This is a genomic window from Bartonella sp. AA16NXGY (assembly GCF_042197325.1).
In the GTDB taxonomy this organism is placed as follows: domain Bacteria; phylum Pseudomonadota; class Alphaproteobacteria; order Rhizobiales; family Rhizobiaceae; genus Bartonella.
This window is the reverse complement of record NZ_JBHIRR010000006.1, coordinates 50,124-70,677: the sequence shown is the minus strand read 5'-3', so window position 1 is coordinate 70,677 and position 20,554 is coordinate 50,124. Positions and strand designations below refer to the sequence as shown.

16 protein-coding genes are annotated in these 20,554 nt (G+C 38.6%); 10 read left to right on the top strand and 6 right to left on the bottom strand.

Annotated elements, in window-relative coordinates; translation table 11 throughout:
• Nucleotides 1-173: 173 nt before the first annotated feature.
• A complete protein-coding gene (pnp, locus tag ACFINK_RS05040) occupies nt 174-2,366 on the top strand; it encodes a polyribonucleotide nucleotidyltransferase (RefSeq protein ID WP_375638359.1) in 2,193 nt (730 codons plus the stop codon).
• A 72-nt stretch (nt 2,367-2,438) separates the two neighbouring features.
• Nucleotides 2,439-3,434, top strand: a complete 996-nt coding sequence (locus tag ACFINK_RS05035) for a class I SAM-dependent methyltransferase (RefSeq protein ID WP_375611821.1) — start codon at nt 2,439-2,441, stop codon at nt 3,432-3,434.
• Nucleotides 3,435-3,453: 19 nt separating this feature from the next.
• Here ACFINK_RS05035 and hslU read toward each other — a convergent pair whose 3' ends face one another.
• Together hslU and hslV are read right to left on the bottom strand one after the other, a co-directional pair.
• A complete protein-coding gene (hslU, locus tag ACFINK_RS05030) occupies nt 3,454-4,764 on the bottom strand; it encodes an ATP-dependent protease ATPase subunit HslU (RefSeq protein WP_375611822.1) in 1,311 nt (436 codons plus the stop codon).
• Nucleotides 4,765-5,346: an ATP-dependent protease subunit HslV gene (gene hslV, locus ACFINK_RS05025; RefSeq protein ID WP_012754621.1), complete on the bottom strand. Its 582-nt coding sequence runs from the start codon at nt 5,344-5,346 to the stop codon at nt 4,765-4,767.
• 220 nt (nt 5,347-5,566) lie between these two features.
• On the opposite strand from hslV, the gene ACFINK_RS05020 reads away from it, so the two are divergent.
• From ACFINK_RS05020 to ACFINK_RS05005, 4 genes are all read left to right on the top strand, one after another.
• A complete protein-coding gene (locus ACFINK_RS05020; protein WP_375627650.1) occupies nt 5,567-6,556 on the top strand; it encodes an asparaginase in 990 nt (329 codons plus the stop codon).
• A gap of 123 nt (nt 6,557-6,679) precedes the next feature.
• On the top strand, nt 6,680-7,678 hold the full coding sequence (gene coaA, locus ACFINK_RS05015) for a type I pantothenate kinase (RefSeq protein ID WP_375627680.1): 999 nt from the start codon (nt 6,680-6,682) through the stop codon (nt 7,676-7,678).
• Between the two features lie 13 nt (nt 7,679-7,691).
• Entirely contained in the window at nt 7,692-9,059 is a 1,368-nt protein-coding gene (locus ACFINK_RS05010; RefSeq protein ID WP_375638358.1) for a leucyl aminopeptidase family protein, read from the top strand.
• A gap of 159 nt (nt 9,060-9,218) precedes the next feature.
• Nucleotides 9,219-10,082 carry a C40 family peptidase gene (locus ACFINK_RS05005; RefSeq protein ID WP_375611871.1) on the top strand — a complete coding sequence of 288 codons (864 nt, stop codon included), beginning with the start codon at nt 9,219-9,221 and terminating at the stop codon, nt 10,080-10,082.
• 898 nt (nt 10,083-10,980) lie between these two features.
• Here ACFINK_RS05005 and mutT read toward each other — a convergent pair.
• The 3 genes from mutT to ACFINK_RS04990 form a co-directional block, all read right to left on the bottom strand.
• Nucleotides 10,981-11,394, bottom strand: coding sequence for an 8-oxo-dGTP diphosphatase MutT (gene mutT / locus ACFINK_RS05000; protein ID WP_375627652.1), 414 nt, complete (start codon nt 11,392-11,394; stop codon nt 10,981-10,983).
• 125 nt (nt 11,395-11,519) lie between these two features.
• Nucleotides 11,520-12,752 (bottom strand): bifunctional glutamate N-acetyltransferase/amino-acid acetyltransferase ArgJ, encoded by a 1,233-nt coding sequence (gene argJ, locus ACFINK_RS04995; protein WP_375638357.1) that lies wholly within the window; start codon nt 12,750-12,752, stop codon nt 11,520-11,522.
• Nucleotides 12,753-12,881: 129 nt separating this feature from the next.
• Nucleotides 12,882-13,835: a peptidylprolyl isomerase gene (locus ACFINK_RS04990; protein ID WP_375611828.1), complete on the bottom strand. Its 954-nt coding sequence runs from the start codon at nt 13,833-13,835 to the stop codon at nt 12,882-12,884.
• 435 nt (nt 13,836-14,270) lie between these two features.
• Here ACFINK_RS04990 and secA point away from each other — a divergent pair, with 435 nt between their 5' ends.
• From secA to prmC, 4 genes are all read left to right on the top strand, one after another.
• Nucleotides 14,271-16,988, top strand: coding sequence for a preprotein translocase subunit SecA (gene secA / locus ACFINK_RS04985; protein ID WP_375638356.1), 2,718 nt, complete (start codon nt 14,271-14,273; stop codon nt 16,986-16,988).
• Nucleotides 16,927-17,418 (top strand): Fur family transcriptional regulator, encoded by a 492-nt coding sequence (locus ACFINK_RS04980; protein ID WP_375611830.1) that lies wholly within the window; start codon nt 16,927-16,929, stop codon nt 17,416-17,418. The genes secA and ACFINK_RS04980 overlap by 62 nt, the downstream gene beginning before the upstream one ends.
• A 222-nt stretch (nt 17,419-17,640) precedes the next feature.
• The gene (gene prfA, locus ACFINK_RS04975) at nt 17,641-18,717 is read left to right on the top strand and encodes a peptide chain release factor 1 (protein ID WP_375613296.1); all 1,077 of its coding nucleotides are present in this window, start codon (nt 17,641-17,643) and stop codon (nt 18,715-18,717) included.
• Nucleotides 18,714-19,580, top strand: a complete 867-nt coding sequence (gene prmC / locus ACFINK_RS04970) for a peptide chain release factor N(5)-glutamine methyltransferase (protein ID WP_375638355.1) — start codon at nt 18,714-18,716, stop codon at nt 19,578-19,580. Before prfA ends, prmC begins: the two co-directional genes overlap by 4 nt.
• On the opposite strand, the gene nrdF is transcribed toward prmC, so the two are convergent.
• A complete protein-coding gene (gene nrdF, locus ACFINK_RS04965) occupies nt 19,577-20,551 on the bottom strand; it encodes a class 1b ribonucleoside-diphosphate reductase subunit beta (RefSeq protein ID WP_273722534.1) in 975 nt (324 codons plus the stop codon). The genes prmC and nrdF overlap by 4 nt on opposite strands.
• Nucleotides 20,552-20,554 lie beyond the last annotated feature (3 nt).

Sequence of the window (20,554 nt, the reverse complement as noted above, 5' to 3'; positions counted from 1 at the left end):
GATAAGTTATTATGGGATAGAACTGCTCATCGTTTCGCATTTAAGCAGTTTACTTCTCTTTTCTTGCAACAAAGATAAAAAGTATGTTGTCCACCCCAGATCTTGGAAGTATGCTACGCAAAACCAGAATGTGAGCAATCAAAGATTTAAACACTGGTCATTAAGGATAAAAAATGTTCAAAACGCACAAGATAGAAATTGAATGGGCCGGGCGTCCGCTCACCCTTGAAACAGGGAAAATAGCGCGTCAAGCTGATGGTGCAGTGATTGCTACCTATGGAGAAACGATTGTCTTAGCTACCGTTGTATCGGCCAAAATCCCAAAACCAGACCAGGACTTTTTTCCACTCACCGTTAATTATCAAGAAAAATCCTATGCTGTTGGTCGAATACCTGGGGGCTATTTAAAACGTGAAAGTCGGCCAAGTGAAAATGAAACTTTGGTTTCACGTTTGATTGATCGCCCAATTCGTCCCCTTTTCGTTGAGGGATATAAAAATGATACACAAGTTATTGTTTCCGTTATACAGCATGATCTCGAAAACAATCCCGATATCCTTGCGATGATTGCATCTTCTGCGGCATTGACCCTGTCAGGTGTTCCTTTCATGGGGCCTATAGCCGGTGCCCGCGTTGGCTATTGTAATGGACAATATATTCTTAATCCTCATATCGATGAAATGCCTGAATCAAAACTTGATCTTGTTGTTGCTGGAACAGAAAGTGCTGTTTTGATGGTTGAATCAGAAGCACAAGAATTACCGGAAGATATCATGTTGGGGGCCGTAATGTTTGGTCACAAAGGCCTTCAACCTGTCCTTGATGCCATTATAAAGCTTGCTGAAGTTGCTGCAAAAGATCCTCGTGATTTTGTTCCTGAAGATCTTTCTGAGCTTGAAAAAGCGATGCAGAAAATGGCAGAACAGGATATACGAAAGGCTTACACAATTACTGATAAGCAAGAACGTTATGCTGCAATTGATGCACTAAAGACAGAAATCCTCAATAAATTTATGCCAGAACCAGAAAAAGACTGTCAATTTAGTGCAGATCAAATTGCAACCGTATTTAAACAGTTGCAAGCAAAAATTGTTCGCGGAAACATTCTTGATACCCAAAAGCGGATTGATGGACGCAATCTTTCTACCGTACGCCCTATCCAATCAGAAGTAAGTATTTTACCCCGCACACATGGATCAGCACTCTTTACCCGCGGAGAAACACAAGCGATTGTCGTTGCAACATTGGGAACTGGTGAAGATGAACAATATGTTGATTCTTTGACAGGAATGTATAAGGAAACATTCCTTCTCCATTACAATTTTCCACCATTTTCAGTGGGTGAAACGGGACGCCTTGGTTCTCCAGGTCGTCGTGAAATTGGACATGGCAAATTGGCATGGCGGGCAATTCACCCCATGTTACCAACGAAAGAATCTTTTCCTTATACCATTCGTGCTGTCTCAGAAATCACTGAATCCAATGGCTCTTCTTCTATGGCAACGGTTTGTGGAACCTCACTTGCTCTTATGGATGCTGGTGTTCCTCTAGCACGCCCTGTTGCTGGTATTGCTATGGGCTTGATTAAAGAAGGAGAACGCTTTGCTGTTCTTTCTGATATTTTAGGGGATGAAGATCATCTTGGAGATATGGATTTTAAAGTCGCAGGAACAGAAAATGGTATTACTGCCTTGCAAATGGATATCAAAATTGATGGTATTACCGAAGAGATTATGAAAATCGCGCTTGAACAAGCCAAAGGTGGACGAATCCATATCCTTAATGAGATGGCGAAAGCTTTAACCAGTGCACGTGCTGAGCTGAGTGAATTTTCTCCACGAATCGAAGTTATGAATATTTCTGTCGATAAAATCCGTGATGTTATCGGCTCTGGTGGTAAAGTTATTCGGGAAATCGTGGAACAAACTGGAGCAAAAATTAATATTGAAGATGATGGTACCATTAAAATTGCTTCTGCTGATGCTAAAACCATTGAAGCAGCAAAACGTTGGATCCATTCTATTGTCGATGAGCCTGAAGTTGGTGCTATCTACCAAGGAACAGTTGTAAAAACTGCAGAATTTGGTGCATTTATAAACTTCTTTGGTTCTCGTGATGGACTCGTTCATATCTCTCAGCTTGCATCAGAACGCGTCACCAAAACAACAGATATTGTAAAAGAAGGTGACAAAGTTTGGGTTAAATTAATGGGCTTTGATGAGCGTGGAAAAGTTCGGTTATCAATGAAGGTCGTTGATCAAACAACCGGAAAGGAAATCACCAGTGATAAAGCGATGAATGAAGAAAAGTGCGTGGATGAAAAAAAACAACCTGAAAATAAGCGCCGCCGTAAGAAAGAAGAGTAAGTTTTTCCTCTTATCGTATCATGAAATGCCATCCCAACATTGGAGTGGCATTTTTCTTTGAAAGAGTCATATGTGTTATTATTTTTGCCTTTTGAAAATCATGAACTCCCGTATCCTGATCCAAACCAGTGTTGGCTAAGTTTTGGTTTAACAGAAATCCCAGCTCCAGAATGGGCACAAAATTTAAAAGTTATTACGCCTTGGCGACCAGATTTTTTAAAATTTGTCGATACTCAATTTCACTGCTCTCCTCAAATAGATAAAACTTTCAGCTATGATGGTGCATTTTTACATTTGAGCAAATATCGTGGTTTGAACCAAAATTGTTTTCTTGATTTATTAGAATGCGTTAAACCCAATAGATGGATTGTAATTAGTGGGGATAAAACTGCTGGTGCTGCTTCAATGATGAAATGGGTCAAAACAATTGTTCCCATCACCAATAAATTGTCTAAAAATCATGGTCTTGTATTTTGGTTGCAAGTTCCTCAACAAATTGAGAGACATAACATTGCGCAATTGCGCTCACCACCGCTCACTTTTGGTAAATTTCAAACCACTTCTGGTATGTTCTCACACGGACGTATTGATCCAGGATCTGCTGCGCTTGCTTCTTATATGCTCAAAATTATTTCTGGAAAAACGGCTGATTTTGGTGCTGGATGGGGTTATCTTTCTCACGTTGCGCTTGAAAGAAGTGAAAAACTCACCGCTCTCGACCTTTATGAAGCAGACTACAATGCTTTGAGAGCAGCAAAACAGCACCTTAAATCCATAACAGCTCCTTTTCCAATTCATTTTTATTGGCATGACCTTGTACATGAGCCTGTCACAAATCTGTATGATACAATTATTTCAAATCCACCGTTTCACACACAACAAACAACAGATATTTCATTAGGAAAAAATTTTATTATAAATGCTGCAAAGTGCTTAAAGCCAAGCGGCAGTCTGCTTTTTGTTGCAAACCGCCACCTGCCTTATGAAACATTATTAAAAAATATTTTCCGCACAGTGTTGATACATGAACAAGCCCATGGTTTCAAAATTATCGAAGCACGCAGATAAACAGAACAAGCAATAACTTTCAAAGAATAAAACGTGAAAGATCGATATCAGCAGCAAGCTCGCCAATAGATTTTCTCACGTAAGCAGCATCAATTTTAAACGATGTTCCAGCTTTATCAGGTGCAGTGAAAGAAATCTCATCCAAAACGCGCTCCATCACTGTTTGCAAACGACGTGCCCCTATATTTTCAATCCTTGCATTTAAATCTACAGCAATATCTGCTAAAGCATCAATTGCATCATCGGTAATTTCCAAATGAACCTCTTCTGTTGCCATAAGAGCAATATATTGTTTAATCAAACTAGCTTCTGGTTCCGTTAGAATGCGCCGTAAATCTTCCCTTGTTAAAGGGTTCAGCTCCACACGGATGGGCAAACGTCCTTGAAGTTCCGGTAATAAATCAGATGGCTTGGAAACATGAAATGCACCTGAGGCAATAAAAAGAATATGATCTGTTTTGATTTGCCCATATTTTGTAGCAATTGTTGTTCCTTCAACCAAAGGCAAAAGATCCCGTTGAACGCCCTCACGCGAAACCGCAACACTTGCTCCACCATCCCTAGTTGCAATTTTATCAATTTCGTCGATAAAAACAATACCGTCATTTTCAGCAACACGAAGCGCCTCTTGAATAATTTGCTCCTGATCAAGGAGTTTTTCAGATTCATCATCAATGAGCGGTTTAAAAGAATCCTTTACTGTCGTCTTACGGACTTTTGTACGACTGCCCATTTTGCCCAAAATATCTGATAAATTCATAATACCCATTTGTGCCCCAGGCATACCAGGAATATCAAAGGTTGAAGCACTATTGCTATTATTATCGGCGACTTCAATTTCAATCTCTTTCTCATCCAATTCACCTTCACGCAATTTTTTACGAAAACTATCACGGGTAGCAGGACTTGCTGTTTTACCAACAAGGGCGTCTAAAACGCGCTCTTCAGCATTCACGTGAGCCTTTTCTTTTATTTCATCCCGTTTCTTTTCACGCACAAGAGAAATGGCAATTTCAACAAGATCTCGAATAATTTGCTCAACATCACGTCCCACATAACCAACTTCAGTAAATTTCGTCGCTTCTACTTTCACAAAAGGTGCTCCAGAAAGTTTTGCTAATCGACGTGCGATTCCTGTTTTACCAACACCTGTTGGCCCTATCATTAAAATATTTTTTGGCATAACTTCTTCACGCATCGGCTCATCAAGCTGTTGCCTACGCCACCGATTGCGCAATGCAATAGCTACAGAGCGTTTGGCATCATTTTGGCCAATAATAAAACGATCAAGTTCAGAAACAGTCTCACGAGGGGAAAATACAACACACATTTAAATAGCTTTCTCTAAAGAAGATAATTCTGCATCCAATGTTTCAATCGTAAAATGATCATTGGTGTAAACACAAATTTTAGCGGCAATAGCCATAGCTTTACGAGCAATAGTTTCTGCATCCAAATCCAAATCCATGAGTGCACGCGCTGCTGAAAGAGCAAAATTTCCTCCAGAGCCAATTGCCATAACCCCATCTTCTGGCTCTAAGACATCACCAAGCCCTGTTAGAGCCAAAGTTACTTTCTTATCAGCCACGAGCATCATTGCTTCGAGACGACGCAAATAGCGATCTGTTCTCCAATCTTTTGCAAGTTCCACACAAGCACGCATAAGCTGATCAGGATATTGTTCAAGCTTTGTTTCCAATCTCTCCAGTAATGTAAAAGCATCTGCCGTAGCACCTGCAAAACCAGCAATAACCACTCCGTTCTTTCCAAGACGACGCACTTTACGTGCATTGCCTTTCATAATTGTCTGTCCAAGAGAGACCTGACCATCACCGGCCATCACGACTTTTCCACCTTTTCGTACCGTAATAATTGTTGTACCATACATTATGTCTGGCTTATGTTCTGTCATAAGGAAACTCCTTAATATTAACTTTACTTTTTAATATTGATTTCTTTTCATACAATGTAAAACTCAATTACTATTGTCCTATTTAAGAACATATACAGCAAAACACAATGATTCAGCATAACTCAATTTGTTGAAAATGGAAAAATGATATCATTGTTGTCAATGTAAATTACTGCTAAATAGCTTTATATAAACAGTTTGTGCTTTTTAGAGGAAAATTATGAAAAAAATAGCCATAGGGACCTTAGGTGGAACAATTGCAATGACTGCTGATAGTTTTGGTCACATGCAACCGACTTTAACTTCAGATAACCTCATAAAAAGTGTTCCTGATTTAAATAACGTTGCTGATATTCATGCACAAACATTGATGCAAATACCAAGTGGATCTTTATCGTTTCAAATGCTTTTTGAAATAATTAAGTGGGCAAAACAACAAATAAACGCTGGTGCAGAAGGTATTGTTTTAACACAAGGGACTGATACTCTGGAAGAAACAGCTTTTTTTCTTTCTCTTTATTGGAAAGAAGCCGAACCACTCATCATAACCGGTGCTATGCGCATGCCTCATGAAGCAGGCGCCGATGGCCCCGCCAACATTTTAGCAGCCACTCGTGTCGCAGCAGCCACACAAAGTCGTAACCGGGGCGTTCTCGTTGTCATAAATGATGCAATTCATTCACCTTATTGGCTCTATAAAAGCCATACCGTCAAAGTCGAAACATTTCAATCAGGTCTTGCAGGTGTTTTAGGAACTATTTTAGAGGGAAAACTTATTTATTTCAATGATCGAAAATTTTTCCCAAAAACGTTTGATCTTCCCCAAAACCATGATCATCAAATTGCACTCCTCTATTCCTCTTTATCATCTGATGCAAAATTAATGAAACTATGCCTTGAAAGTGGGTATTATGCTGGAGTTGTTATTGCTGGTTTTGGTGCAGGACACTGTAGTTTTCAAGAAGCAGACCTTGTACAACAATATGCACAAAAAATACCAATCATTATTGCTAGTCGTTGTTGTAATGGCTCAACAACTCGTATAACTTATGGCTATAAAGGCTCCGAAATCGATATGATTGCTTCTGGTGCTCTCATGTCTGGTTATTTATCAGCCGTAAAAGCGCGTCTACTTTTATGGACTTTTTTGGCGCAAGGGCACTCATTAGCACAAATCCGTGCAAACTGGAATGACTGGACTATAAGTTAATGAAAAATGATCTACTATCTTAAAAGAAGAGAGCATGCAAAACAAAATTTACTTGAAAATGAAGCCGCTCATCTGTCTACTCTTAAATCAATTGCTGCTGCAAAAAATTCTCGACCAATACAAATGATTGATACGACTATACAAAAAATTAATCAGAAAGATAATCTGATCAAATCCGTTTCTGACCGATATTCACCCTATCGCGTTTTTACTGCACAAGAATGGTCAGAGTTTCGTGCAGACACACCTCTTACTTTGACTTTTGATGAAATTAAGCGTTTACGCTCTATTGATGATCCTATTGATCTTAAAGAAGTCCAACGCATTTATCTTTCTTTATCGCGTCTATTATCATGCCATGTTGAAGCAGTACAGGAACTTTTTCACAAACGTCAGCAGTTTCTCCATCAAGAAGAGAGTAGAAAAACGCCCTTTATTATTGGAATTGCTGGTTCTGTAGCTGTAGGAAAATCAACCACGGCTCGCATTCTTCAAGAACTGTTGAAAAGATGGACATCTAGCCTTAAAGTTGATCTAATCACAACGGATGGTTTTCTCTATCCTAACGCAATCTTACAGCAAAAAAATCGAATGAATCGCAAAGGATTTCCTGATTCCTATGACATTAAAAAGTTGCTGTGCTTTCTTTCGGCTATAAAAGCAGGTATCGGAAATGTCCGTGCTCCGCTTTACTCACATATGATCTATGATGTTCTAGAAAATCAGACTATTACCATTGATCGTCCTGATATTTTAATTGTTGAAGGTATTAATGTATTACAGGTCAGTGATCTTCCTAAAGATGGAAAAGCTATTCCTTTCGTATCAGATTTTTTTGATTTTTCAATCTATGTCGATGCTGAAACAGAAGTCATTCGTCACTGGTATTTGGAGCGCTTTAAACGTTTGCGTAAAACAGCTTTTCAAAATCCTGAATCCTATTTTCATCGTTATGCCCATCTCAATGAAAAAGAAGCTTCAAAAATCGCTGAGGATCTTTGGCAAACGATTAATTTAAAAAATTTACAGGAAAATATATTGCCAACACGACCACGGTCCAATCTCATTCTACGAAAGGGAAAAAATCATTTGGTCGAATATGTCGCACTTAGACGACTATAAGGATCTCATAACTATGCAGCACCACCACATTCATTTTACCTCAACACGTATCGATAACAGTTGCCCTATCATCTTGGTAAACCAAAGAACTCTTGCCAACTTATCACTTGATGCGTCAACAACAGCATGGATAAAAGTTAATGACTTTACTGGTAAAGCGGGACAAATACTCTTTATTCCTCACGAAACGGGGCATTTAAAAAAAGTTTTATTTGGAATTGGCAATGGTAACGATCCTTTTATCACAGGAGTTCTTGCTCAAAAACTTCCTGCTGGTCAATGGCATTTAGAAGGTACAACCTCTGATGAAATAAATACCTATCTTGGATTAGCATTCGGTAGCTATCAATTTAATCGCTATCGTCAAAATTCTTCTTTCAAATCATTATCTATCCATGTCAATGAGGCTATTGATCTTAATGAACTCCAACGAATTTATGAAGCTGTCTTTTTCGTCCGTGATCTCATTAATATTCCAGCCAATGATATGAACCCTGATACTCTCGAAAAAGAAGCTCGAAAACTAGGAAAAACCTATGGTGCTCATATCAAAAGTATTTGTGGAGACGATCTCTTAACCCATAACTTTCCGATGATTCATGCTGTAGGACGAGCAGGCAGCACTGCACCACGACTGATTGAGTTACTCTGGGGGCAAGAACATCATCCTAAAATAACGTTGGTGGGCAAAGGCGTAACTTTTGATACTGGAGGCCTCGATATTAAATCAGCCAATAACATGTTGCTTATGAAAAAAGACATGGGGGGTGGAGCAAACGTTTTGGGATTGGCTAAACTTATCATGGATGCAAAATTGCCTTTCCGTTTACGCGTTTTGATTCCAGCTGTAGAAAATGCAATTTCTGCGAATGCTTACCGACCAGGTGATATTCTTAAAAGTCGTAAAGGTTTAAGTGTTGAAGTAGGTAATACAGATGCTGAAGGGCGCCTTGTCCTTGCCGATGCACTCGCCTATGGTGATGAAGAAAGTCCACAATTCATGCTTTGTATGGCTACTTTAACAGGGGCAGCGCGTATAGCATTAGGACCAGATCTTCCCGCATTTTATTGTAATGATTCAATATGGGCACAACAAATTTCTGAATCTGCTCACGCTGTCTTTGATCCTCTTTGGCAAATGCCCCTTTGGAAACCTTACCAAGAGATGTTATCATCACCAATTGCCGATCTTAACAATGTAACTGGAAATAGCTTTGCTGGTTCTATAACGGCTGCTTTATTTCTTAATTCTTTTGTTGAAAAAGCTGAACATTTTGCGCATTTTGACCTTTATGGATGGGTTCCAAAAGAAAAACCAGGATACCCTATTGGTGGATCAGCACAAACTATTCGTGCCCTTTATAATATTTTAAAAAAATGAATTTTGACACAAATATCCACAAAAATGGACAATTTTGCAGCTTAAAGAATAATTGGTCTTACACTGTGTTCTTAGTTTTGTTTGAGGATAAAAACCTTACCAATACAGTTTTCATGAGTTTGTTTAAAGGTAAGGAGTAACAAAATGGAAAGCAAAAAGATGATCTCTAAAGACCCAAGACTTCATGCATTCAGAGATGATCTAGCAGATCAACGTCTTGAAACAGAAATTACAGCTCAACGCTTTGTTCAAGGTGAAAAAAGACGTGTTAATACAGCGGTCGCTGGACTTTTTAAAGAAAATAGTAAAAAAAGTGAAAGACAAACAGAATGCTTATTGGGAGAAGAACTTCTCATTTTTGAACAAGGGGAAACATTGTCGTGGGGACAATCACTCAAAGATGGTTATGTCGGTTATATTGATACAAAAGTTCTTTGTACATCAACCATAAAACAAACACATGTGGTTTCAGTACCACGCACATTTAAATATTTACACGCTGACTTACGTGGACCAATAGTATCCCCATTATCTATGGGAAGCAAAGTCAGTGTTGTTGATGAAATTGAAGTCCGTGACACAATGTATTCTATTCTTGAAAATGGAACAGCAATCATTACGAGCCATCTCAGCCCCATTGGACGCGTATATGAAGATTATGTCACAGTTGCAGAAACCTTTATCCGTACACCTTATCTTTGGGGTGGTGTCAGCGGTTTTGGAATTGATTGTTCGGGACTCATTCAGCTCTCTATGATGATGACCGATCAAATAGTCTTACGTGATACCGATATGCAGCAAGAAACTATAGGCAGTCTTCTTACAGATACTGATAAACTTCAACGAGGTGATTTAATTTTTTGGAAAGATCATGTTGCTATTATGGTCGATCACGCAAATATTATTCACGCAAATGGTTTTTCTATGGACGTTATGATTGAGCCATTGGAAAAAGCAATTACGCGTATCGCTAAAAAAAATCAATATCCTATCGCAAAACGCCGTCCAATTCAAGAAACTTAATACATGCCTCCTATAAAAAATTAATTGAATGTTTTTATTATGCAATAGATTGATTTATAAGGATAATTATCCATCATTCACTCTGCATCAAGCATTCTAAATATCGTAAAATTCTCTTATTTCAAATCTGTTTTTATGTTGAATCAATCAAAATCGCTTGCTTGTTCATCACAAGCGAAATTGATGTATAAGTAAAAATGATTACGAAAAGAAAAATATCCCTTCTGAATGCTCTCAAATGCCAAGAGCTATCATAACTAACATTGGAACCAGCTTACTCCTTCACAAGCGTAAAGATAGTGGCGCTCAATAGATTTTATCTTATAAAGCTCTACCATTATACCATTCACGAGTGCCGGCACGAAATGGGCTTTGGAATATTGCGAGATGCCTCTTTTAAACAACCCCGCAAATATGCAACACAATGGCGTTCTATATTACGTAAGGGATATGCCCCTCTTAATCAAAAGCAACATTTTTTGAAATTTTTCCTATTATCGATATCTTATGAAAGAAATACTCCTAATATCTCTCGGTGCATCCAAGACAATCTCTCAATAATAATCGCGAAAAGTATAAATCCATTATCTACCACCATTTTTATGCTTATGAAGCGTGCAAAGGCATCATTATACACTTTGCCAATTCTCAATGTTGCGATAACCCTTGGCTATTGGAGAGTATTCTTTCAACACGTATTTTATTTCTTTCTTAAATAATTTTATCCACATGACCCGCCCCGCTTGGAACGTGCAAAAGAATGGTTTTGACTAATTTAACATAAAACAGATTTGAAATGAGAAAATTTTTATGACCCTGGACTTTCCCATTCAACATAAAAAATATAAATTATTATTTTAAATCAATATATTGAATTATATTTTCTTCTTATAACACATTAAAGAAGATGATTTTTCAATACCTGAACCAATGGTTTATCAGCATCAGGCATAGGGTATTTATCAAGATCATTAATAAAAACCCATTCTAAATTTTGGCCCTCTCGTCCTTGCGCAACGCCCTCATAATGGTCACAAAGATACAATGGCATTAAGAGATGAAATGTTTTATAGCTATGACTTGCAAATGTTAAAGGGTGTAAATTATTTGGTTGAACATAAATACCAAGCTCTTCCTCTAATTCACGAATCAATGATGCTTCCGGAGTTTCACCTTGCTCAACCTTGCCACCAGGGAACTCCCATAAACCAGCCAATGATTTTCCTTCAGGACGCTGTGTAAGCAAAACACGATTATTCTGATCTAACAGTGCACATGCAACAACAAGAAGAATGGAACTTTTCATACACATATCACTCCCCAATAGGGAACATAAAGATAACTGACTTTTCTATCATATCCCCTCTGCTCCTAAAAGAGCTCACATACCCCATTTGCTCTGAAAAATAATAAACTGTTAAATATAAAGTGCATCCATTAACTTCTGTAATCGCTATTGATCATAACGTACTCTTTTGTTAAATCGCAAGACCAAACCGTCGCCGTACTCTTACCCAAACCGATATCAACACGAATCGTGATGTGCTTACCTTGCATATAAGTACCTATTGTCTCTTCACAATACTCAGGATCTCGTACGCCATTCACGGCCACACGATGCTCACCAAACCAAATCGTCAATAGATCACGATCGACTTCAACACCGGCCTTCCCAACTGCCATAACGACCCGCCCCCAATTCGCATCTTCACCGGCAATAGCCGTTTTTACGAGCGGTGAATTTGCAATTGATAAAGCAATAGTTTTAGCTGCATTATTTGTTGTAGCACCCACCACATTAACCTCAATTAAATGACGAGCACCTTCACCATCACAAACAACTTGTAGTGCAAGTTCATGCAGAAGTGCACTCAATTGTTTCACAAAAACCCCATAACGCGGATCAGATTTACTTGTAAGACATGGAACATGTTCTTTTCCTGTCGCAAACAACATAAGCGTATCTGAAGTTGAGGTATCGCTATCAACAGTAATTGAATTGAAAGAACCCTCAACTGCCTCTGATAACATGGATTGGAGTGCATCCGAAGAAATGGTAGCATCACTAACCACAAATGACAGCATTGTCGCCATATCGGGTGCAATCATACCAGCACCTTTTGCAATTCCATTAATGGTAACACGCTCTCCCCCACAGTCAAAAGTGCGGGTCGCAAGTTTTGGAAATGTGTCCGTTGTCATTATGGCTTTTGCAGCTTCCAACCAATTTCCCTCTTCTGCTGTCTCTGTCATACTTGGTAAAAGATTGACAATACCCGATGCATCCATTGGCTCACCAATAACACCCGTAGAAGCTATAAAAATTTCATCTTCTCTAACCTTTAAAGCGTTCGCTGCTGCACAAATAATTGCATCGGTTGTGTGCTTTCCTTTGCTTCCTGTAAAAGCATTTGCATTTCCAGAATTCACAACAACACCCCTCGCAACCCCATGAGGAAGCGATGCACGACAATGCTCTACAGGGGAAGATGGACATTTTGAACGGGTAAAAACACCGGCCACACTCACTGGCTTATCGAATATGATGAAAAGAAGATCTGTACGATCTTTATATTTAATCCCAGCTTCAGCTGTTGCTATCCGTACACCAGATAATGGAGAAAGCTCTTGGATCTTTTGAGGCGACAAAGGAGAGATTTTCAAAACCACAATATGCTTTCTATAAAAAAATGAAATGATTGCAGATCAATAACCTCTCATAGAAAACTGCTAGGCTTTTTGAACAAAACTAACCTAGCAAATTATCTATTAAAGAGGCTATCTACTTATTTTTACTAGCTATTCCGTATCTTCTTCATCAGATGTCTCATCGGGAAGTAGCGTCCCATTTTGATGAAGCGATTCCATGATTTTTGTAACATTAGGATCAGGGTATTTCACATCTATCTTGCTACGCAAATCAACAATCAGTTCTTGATAGCGCTTTTTTATCAGCTGTGTCCGCAACATCTCTTTAACATCATCAAATGCAGGCGGTTGTTTTACACGACGATCTTCTAATTTAATAATATGCCAACCAAAAGGACTTTCAACGGGTTGTTTTGTGTATTCGCCAACTTTCAAACCAAATGCGGCATCTTCAAAAGGCTTGACCATTTGACCATGGCTAAAATAACCAAGATCACCCCCAACGGCAGCAGAACCATCTGTTGAACTTTTCTTTGCAATCTCTTCAAAATTTTCGCCTTTATTTAAATGCTTAATGATAGCTTCTGCTTCTTTTCTCGTTTTGACCAAAATATGACGCGCTTTAACCTCATCCTCTTTAGGTAAAGCAGCAACTTCTTGCTTATAAAGAGCTTCCAAATCAGTATCCGATATTTTATCAACAATCGCCTGTTTAAAATAAAGCTGTTGAAGAACATTGTCACGCATGACTGCCATACGTTTATCGTAAGCTTCTGTCTTATCAAGACCTTTGCTTCTTGCTGCTTTTGCGAGGGCCTGCATATCTAAATAAGCTTTTAGAACCATCATACGGCGTTGTTCATCAGGAAAACGTGCTAAATTAGGATTTATTTCAAGCGCTAAATCATCCAATTGGCCTGCTGTAATATTTTTCCCATCAATAACCGCCATAACATGAGAAGGAGAAACGGCTTTTTCAGAAGCTTTCTCTAAAGTCTTTAAATCACTCGACGATGAATTCAAACCTTCTTGAGCACTCACCCCTAAACTTGTACTTGCCAATAAAGTTGATGCTAAAAAAAGCGTGATAAAGTTAAATTTCATAAATATACTCCTTAAAAATGAAGGCAGGTTCAAGATTCCAATTCTCTTTACCATAACACTTTAATCTTTAAACATAGAGAAATAAATTAGTAATTTTATTTAAAAAAAGTATAAAATTATCCTTTTATCTCAGTTTCTCCAATCCTATCTAATGCAGATGAAAAACATGATAATAGAGAAAAATGACATATTGTATCTTAAATTACTTTGTATTGTATCAGTTAAATAGCATACTTAAAGTTGACATAAAGCGCTTAGCCTCTTATCTCTACTTTATAATTAGAGTGAAAAATTGCACACCAGCAAGTATAATGGTACCATCTGCATTTCATGATGTCACTAATGATATCAGATAATTTGAAGAAAATGTAGAGTATGGGGAGAGCGTATGAATTACCCAACAAGAGTGACAACAATTAAAAGAAAGGGCCAGAGATGGTCAGTTTAGGTGTTTTTGCCCGTAAGTTTTTTGGTTCAGCTCATGAGCGACATCTCAAAGCACTCCGCCAAAAAGTTGCACAAATTAATGCTTTGGAAGAACAATTCGTAAAATTAAGTGATGAGCAACTTTGCCAAAAAACAGATGCCTTTCGTAAACGTCTTAGTGAAGGTGAGGGTGTTGATTTGCTCTTACCGGAAGCTTTCGCGACTGTTCGTGAAGCCGCAAAACGTGTTTATGACATGCGTCCTTTTGACGTGCAACTTATTGGTGGAATGGTCCTTCACGACTGCGGCATAGCTGAAATGCGTACTGGTGAAGGTAAAACATTAATGGCAACTCTACCAATTTATCTCAATGCATTGGAAGGTAAAGGCGTTCATGTTGTGACAGTAAACGATTATCTCGCCAGTCGTGATGCTGAAACAATGGGGAAAATTTTTAGTTTTCTAGGGCTTACAACAGGCGTGATTCTTCATGATCTTGATAGTGATGCCCGCCGAGAGGCCTATGCATGCGACATCACCTATGCCACAAATAATGAACTAGGTTTTGATTATTTGCGTGATAATATGGCCTTCGATCATAGTCAAATGGTCCAACGTGGACATCATTACGCAATTGTTGATGAAGTTGATTCGATTCTTATTGATGAAGCCCGTACCCCCCTTATTATTTCTGGTCCTCTAGAAGATCGTACTGACTTCTATAACCTTATTGATACATTTATTCCTGCCTTAACTCCAGAAGACTATGAAATAGACGAAAAACAAAAAACAACGACCTTTACCGAAGTTGGTACTGAAAAAATTGAAAAAATGCTCGAACAAGCTGGACATCTTAAAGGTGAGAGTCTTTATGACATAGAAAATGTCGCTATCGTTCATCATGTCAATAATGCTCTAAAAGCTCATAAACTGTTTGCTCGCGATAAAGATTATATTGTTCGCAATGATGAAATCGTTATTATTGACGAATTTACAGGGCGAATGATGCCTGGGCGGCGTTATTCTGAAGGACTTCATCAAGCGTTAGAAGCTAAAGAGCATGTTGCTATTCAACCAGAAAACCAGACACTTGCTTCCATCACTTTCCAAAATTACTTCCGTATGTATAGAAAATTATCTGGCATGACTGGAACTGCAACAACAGAAGCCGAAGAATTCAGAAATATTTATGGTCTTGACGTTGTCGAAGTCCCTACAAATTTGCCAATACAACGTATTGATGAAGATGATGAGATTTATCGAACAGCAGAAGAGAAATATCGGGCAATTGTGCATGATATCCGTCAAGCTCACGAAAAAGAACAGCCTATTCTTGTTGGAACAACCTCTATTGAAAAGTCAGAACAATTGGCAGAGCGTTTGCGAAAAGAAGGCATTACCGATTTTAGAGTCTTAAATGCTCGCTATCACGAACAAGAAGCATATATCATTGCGCAAGCAGGAGTTCCTAGAGCTCTCACCATTGCAACCAACATGGCAGGACGCGGTACGGATATACAGCTTGGTGGTAATGTTGAAATGCGCATCCGACAAGAGTTACAGGATATCCCGGAAGGTCCAGAGCGGACAGCTAAAATTGAAGAAATAAAAAAAGATGTTCAGAAGCTTAAAGAAAAAGCTTTAGCGGCTGGAGGGCTTTACGTTATCGCTACTGAACGTCATGAAAGCCGTCGTATTGATAACCAGCTTCGTGGACGTTCTGGTCGCCAAGGCGATCCTGGTCGCTCAAAATTCTTTCTCTCTCTTCAAGATGATCTTATGCGTATCTTTGGCTCTAACCGTATGGATGGTATGCTGCAAAAACTTGGATTGAAAGAAAATGAAGCTATTATCCATCCATGGATTAATAAAGCCCTTGAAAAAGCACAAAAAAAGGTCGAAGCACGAAACTTTGAAATTCGTAAAAATCTGCTAAAATATGATGATGTCATGAATGATCAACGCAAGGTTATTTTTGAACAGCGTATGGAGGTCATGAATGCAGATGATTTATCAGAAATGATCCTTGAAATGCGTAATGAAGTCGTAGAGGATCTCGTAGAGGCTTATATTCCATCAGGGACATATTCTGAAAAATGGGATGCAAAAACTCTCGAAGAAGAGCTTCAACAACTCTTTAATCTTGAGCTTCCAGTGGAAGAATGGGCAAACGAAGATGGAATTGCCGAGGAGCAAATTCTAGAGCGTGTATCAAATGCTGTTACAAAACTTGAAAATGAGCGTACTGAACGATATTCTCCAGAAGTTATGGCTTATTTTCACAAAGCAGTATTGCTCGAAACTATTGACACGTTATGGCGTGAACATCTGGTGAGTTTAGACCATTTGCGTTCTGTTGTTGGTTTTCGTGGTTATGCGCAGCGGGATCCGCTCAATGAATATAAGACAGAATCATTTGAACTCTTTCAAAGTATGTTGAAAAATTTGCGCCGAATTGTCACTTCTAAGCTTATGCGCTTTGAAATCATTCAACACCCCACAGAACCGGCCATGCCTGAGCAAACTGATGCTGCTTCTTCTGTCTTTAATGATCAAAGTCAAGAAAATGCTCCCACCTTATGGGCACGATCACAAGAAAATAGATTTGTTAATCCACAAGATCGTGACCCTAACGATATAACCACATGGGGAAAAGTTGGACGTAATGAGCGTTGTCCTTGCGGTTCAGAGAAAAAATACAAACACTGTCATGGAGCCTTTGTTTGAAAAGCAAACTATGCAAATGAATAAAAAGCGAAATTATGAGCAAGAATTGCGCACAGCTGGTTTAAGAGTAACACGTCAACGACGAGTTATTCTTGATATTTTGACTGATACAAATGATCATCCTAATGCATTTGAAATTTTTCAGCGTGCAAACAAAATAGATTCGAATATTTCACTCTCAACTGTTTATCGAACCATGAAAATATTAGAAGGAAATGGAACAATTCATCGCCATAGCTTTAGTGGTGGTCCATCTCGTTTTGAGCAAGCAGATGGGCAACATCATGATCATCTCATTGATATAGAAACAGGACAAGTTATCGAGTTTCATTCTGATGTTATTGAAAAGCTGCAAGAGGAAATTGCAAAATCCCTTGGCTATGATATTATTCATCACCGCCTTGAACTTTACGGAAAAAAAAACTCTTAAAAAAGTAATCATATATCATTAGATAAAATACCTCAGGCAAATCAAATTTTATAAAAATTTACCTTTAAAATATAATAGTTTTCATTGGCAAAAAAAAAGAATTGCTTTATTACCCCTCTTTGTATGATGCTATACGGTAATTCATTGCCAATATTATAACAAACAATCATTGCAACAAAATATTATAAAAATTGTATTATGAAAAATTAGGCCAATATTATCATGGTTTCCTTGCCACAAGATCGTATGAGACAGCTTGAAAAGCGCTTTGAAATAATTGAAAGCCAAATGACGACGAATCCAAATGCTGAAACATATGTCAAATTAGCTTCTGAATATGCAGAACTACAACCCGTTATTACCTCTATACGCGCATTAAATGCTCTTTACGAAGAGATTACAGAATTAGAAACGATTATCAACGATAAACAAACAGATATAGAGATGCGTAATCTTGCCCAGGAAGAGCTACCATCGTTATATAAAAAAGTAGAGCAATTTGAAAAAGAACTCCAGATTCTGCTTTTACCTAAAGATGTTGCTGATGAAAAAAACGCTATTGTTGAAATTCGAGCAGGAACGGGTGGCTCAGAAGCAGCACTTTTTTCCGGTGATCTTTTCCGCATGTATGAACGTTATGCCCATGCTCACAATTGGAAAGTAGAAGTTATTTCACTTAGTGAGGGGGAAGTTGGCGGATATAAAGAGATTATTGCTACCATTTCAGGAAAAGGTGTCTTTTCTAAATTGAAATATGAATCAGGGGTTCATCGTGTGCAACGTATCCCAGAAACAGAGACAGGTGGGCGTATCCATACATCTGCTGCTACCGTTGCTGTGCTTCCAGAAGCTGAAGATATTGATATTGATATTCGTCCTGAAGATATTCGTATCGACACAATGCGTGCATCTGGAGCAGGAGGACAGCATGTTAATACAACGGATTCAGCTGTTCGTATCACGCATATTCCAACAGGAATTATGGTCGTACAAGCAGAAAAATCACAACATCAAAACCGAGCACGAGCCCTTCAAATTTTACGGGCACGCTTATTCGATATCGAACGACAAAAAGCGGAAAGTGAACGTTCAGCTTCTCGTAAAAGCCAAGTTGGTTCTGGTGATCGCTCAGAACGTATTCGTACCTATAATTTTCCACAAGGACGTGTCACGGATCACCGTATTAATCTAACCTTGTATAAGCTTGATCGCATTCTAGAGGGAGATCTTGATGAGCTTATTCATGCACTCATCTCAGATCACCAAACAGCACTCCTGATGGAAATGGACAATAATTGAACAAATATTCTTTCAAAAATGTCATCCAACAAACTCAAGAAAAATTGCGCATGAAAGGAATTTCTGAAGCCAATCTCGATGCGAATATACTCATTGAATGGATAACAGGAATAAATGCTGCTGAAAGAGTTTCTAAACCAGATATGCATCTATCTTCTGAGCATATTATACAAATAGAACAGGCTTTACAACGGCGTATTGCAGGCGAACCCGTTTACCGTATTATAGGAGCACGAGAATTTTATGGTATATCTTTTACATTATCTCAAGAGACGTTAGAACCACGCCCTGATACAGAAACGCTGATAGATCTTGTTCTCCCTTTTCTCCAAAAACAGATCGAAAATTCGAGAAGAACAACATTCCTTGATATGGGAACAGGAAGTGGCGCCATTGCCATTGCCATTCTTAAACAAATTCCCCAATCCTATGCAGTCGCTGTCGATATTTCTGAAGATGCCCTTAAAACAGCGACAAAAAATGCAAAAAATGCTGAAGTAGCACACCGCTTCACACCCCTTCTTAGCGACTGGTTTGATTCTGTCACAGATCGCTTTGATTTTATTGTTTCCAATCCACCTTATATCCCCGCAAAAGATATCAAAAAACTTGCAAAAGAAGTGCGCTTACATGATCCATTGCGCGCTCTTGTCGGTGGAAAAGATGGTCTTGATTTTTATCGAAAGCTCGCCCATGAAGCAGCCAACTACTTAAAAGAAAACGGCACTATCGCTGTTGAAATTGGTTACTCTCAAGAAAAAGAAGTTTGCAATTTGTTTGAAACAAATGGCTTCCAATGTTTAGAAATGCGCAAAGACCTCAGTGGAATACCCCGCGCACTTCTATTTGCATGCAAACATTAAAATTCCCAATCATCATCCGTGGTAGCAACCGCCTTGCCAATGACATAAGAAGAACCTGCCCCTGAAAAAAAGTCATGATTTTCGTCAGAGTTTGGTGATAAAGCTGCCAAAATAGCGGGATTAACACGACAAACCTCAGGGGGGAAAAGAGCTTCAAAACCTAAATTCATTAAAGCCTTGTTAGCGTTATAATGAAGAAAAATTTTAACATCTTCTGTCAATCCAAGCGCATCATAAAGATCTTCAGTATATTTGCACTCGATGTTATAAAGATCAAAGAGCAGGTTAAAAGCAAAATCTTTAATTTCTTGTCTTTTGGCTTCATCAAGCTTTGCAAAGCCCAATTGGAATTTATAACCTATATAATAACCATGGACTGCTTCATCACGAATGATTAGTCGAATGAGGTCTGCTGTATTGGTCAACTTAGCGCGACTGGCCCAATACATGGGCAAATAAAAACCAGAATAAAATAAAAAGCTTTCCAGCAAAGTCGAAGCAATTTTTTTCTTAAGTGGATCATTTGCTTCATAACGCTCAAGTACTAATCTAGCCTTTTTCTGCAAATGAATATTTTCTTCTGACCATCTAAACGCATCATCAACTTCTACCGTCGAACAAAGGGTTGAAAAAATAGAGGAATAAGAACGTGCATGAACCGCTTCCATGAAGGCAATATTCGTCAAAACTGCCTCCTCATGCTCTGTTATCGCATCAGCCAGAAGCGAAATGGCTCCTACAGTGTTTTGAATTGTATCAAGAAGCGTTAGTCCTGTAAAAACACGAATCGTTAGCTTGCGTTCTTCATCCGTTAAGCTTGACCATGAGGGAATGTCATTGGAAAGTGGAACCTTCTCAGGTAACCAAAAATTCCCAGTTAAGCGGTTCCATACTTCAAGATCTTTCTCATCATGTAATCTATTCCAATTAACAGCGCACACAACAGGATTTTTGGTTGTAATCTTTGTCATATG

Bases quoted from the DNA above. Each gene is read 5' to 3' on its own strand.
- ACFINK_RS04980 (WP_375611830.1), top strand. From the start codon at position 16,927: ATGAGCGTTGTCCTTGCGGTTCAGAGAAAAAATACAAACACTGTCATG.
- prfA (WP_375613296.1), top strand. From the start codon at position 17,641: ATGGTTTCCTTGCCACAAGATCGTATGAGACAGCTTGAAAAGCGCTTT.
- ACFINK_RS05005 (WP_375611871.1), top strand. From the start codon at position 9,219: ATGATCTCTAAAGACCCAAGACTTCATGCATTCAGAGATGATCTAGCA.
- mutT (WP_375627652.1), bottom strand. From the start codon at position 11,394: ATGTGTATGAAAAGTTCCATTCTTCTTGTTGTTGCATGTGCACTGTTA.
- ACFINK_RS05010 (WP_375638358.1), top strand. From the start codon at position 7,692: ATGCAGCACCACCACATTCATTTTACCTCAACACGTATCGATAACAGT.
- hslU (WP_375611822.1), bottom strand. From the start codon at position 4,764: ATGTGTGTTGTATTTTCCCCTCGTGAGACTGTTTCTGAACTTGATCGT.
- ACFINK_RS05020 (WP_375627650.1), top strand. From the start codon at position 5,567: ATGAAAAAAATAGCCATAGGGACCTTAGGTGGAACAATTGCAATGACT.
- coaA (WP_375627680.1), top strand. From the start codon at position 6,680: ATGATTGATACGACTATACAAAAAATTAATCAGAAAGATAATCTGATC.
- nrdF (WP_273722534.1), bottom strand. From the start codon at position 20,551: ATGACAAAGATTACAACCAAAAATCCTGTTGTGTGCGCTGTTAATTGG.
- pnp (WP_375638359.1), top strand. From the start codon at position 174: ATGTTCAAAACGCACAAGATAGAAATTGAATGGGCCGGGCGTCCGCTC.
- secA (WP_375638356.1), top strand. From the start codon at position 14,271: ATGGTCAGTTTAGGTGTTTTTGCCCGTAAGTTTTTTGGTTCAGCTCAT.
- hslV (WP_012754621.1), bottom strand. From the start codon at position 5,346: ATGACAGAACATAAGCCAGACATAATGTATGGTACAACAATTATTACG.
- ACFINK_RS04990 (WP_375611828.1), bottom strand. From the start codon at position 13,835: ATGAAATTTAACTTTATCACGCTTTTTTTAGCATCAACTTTATTGGCA.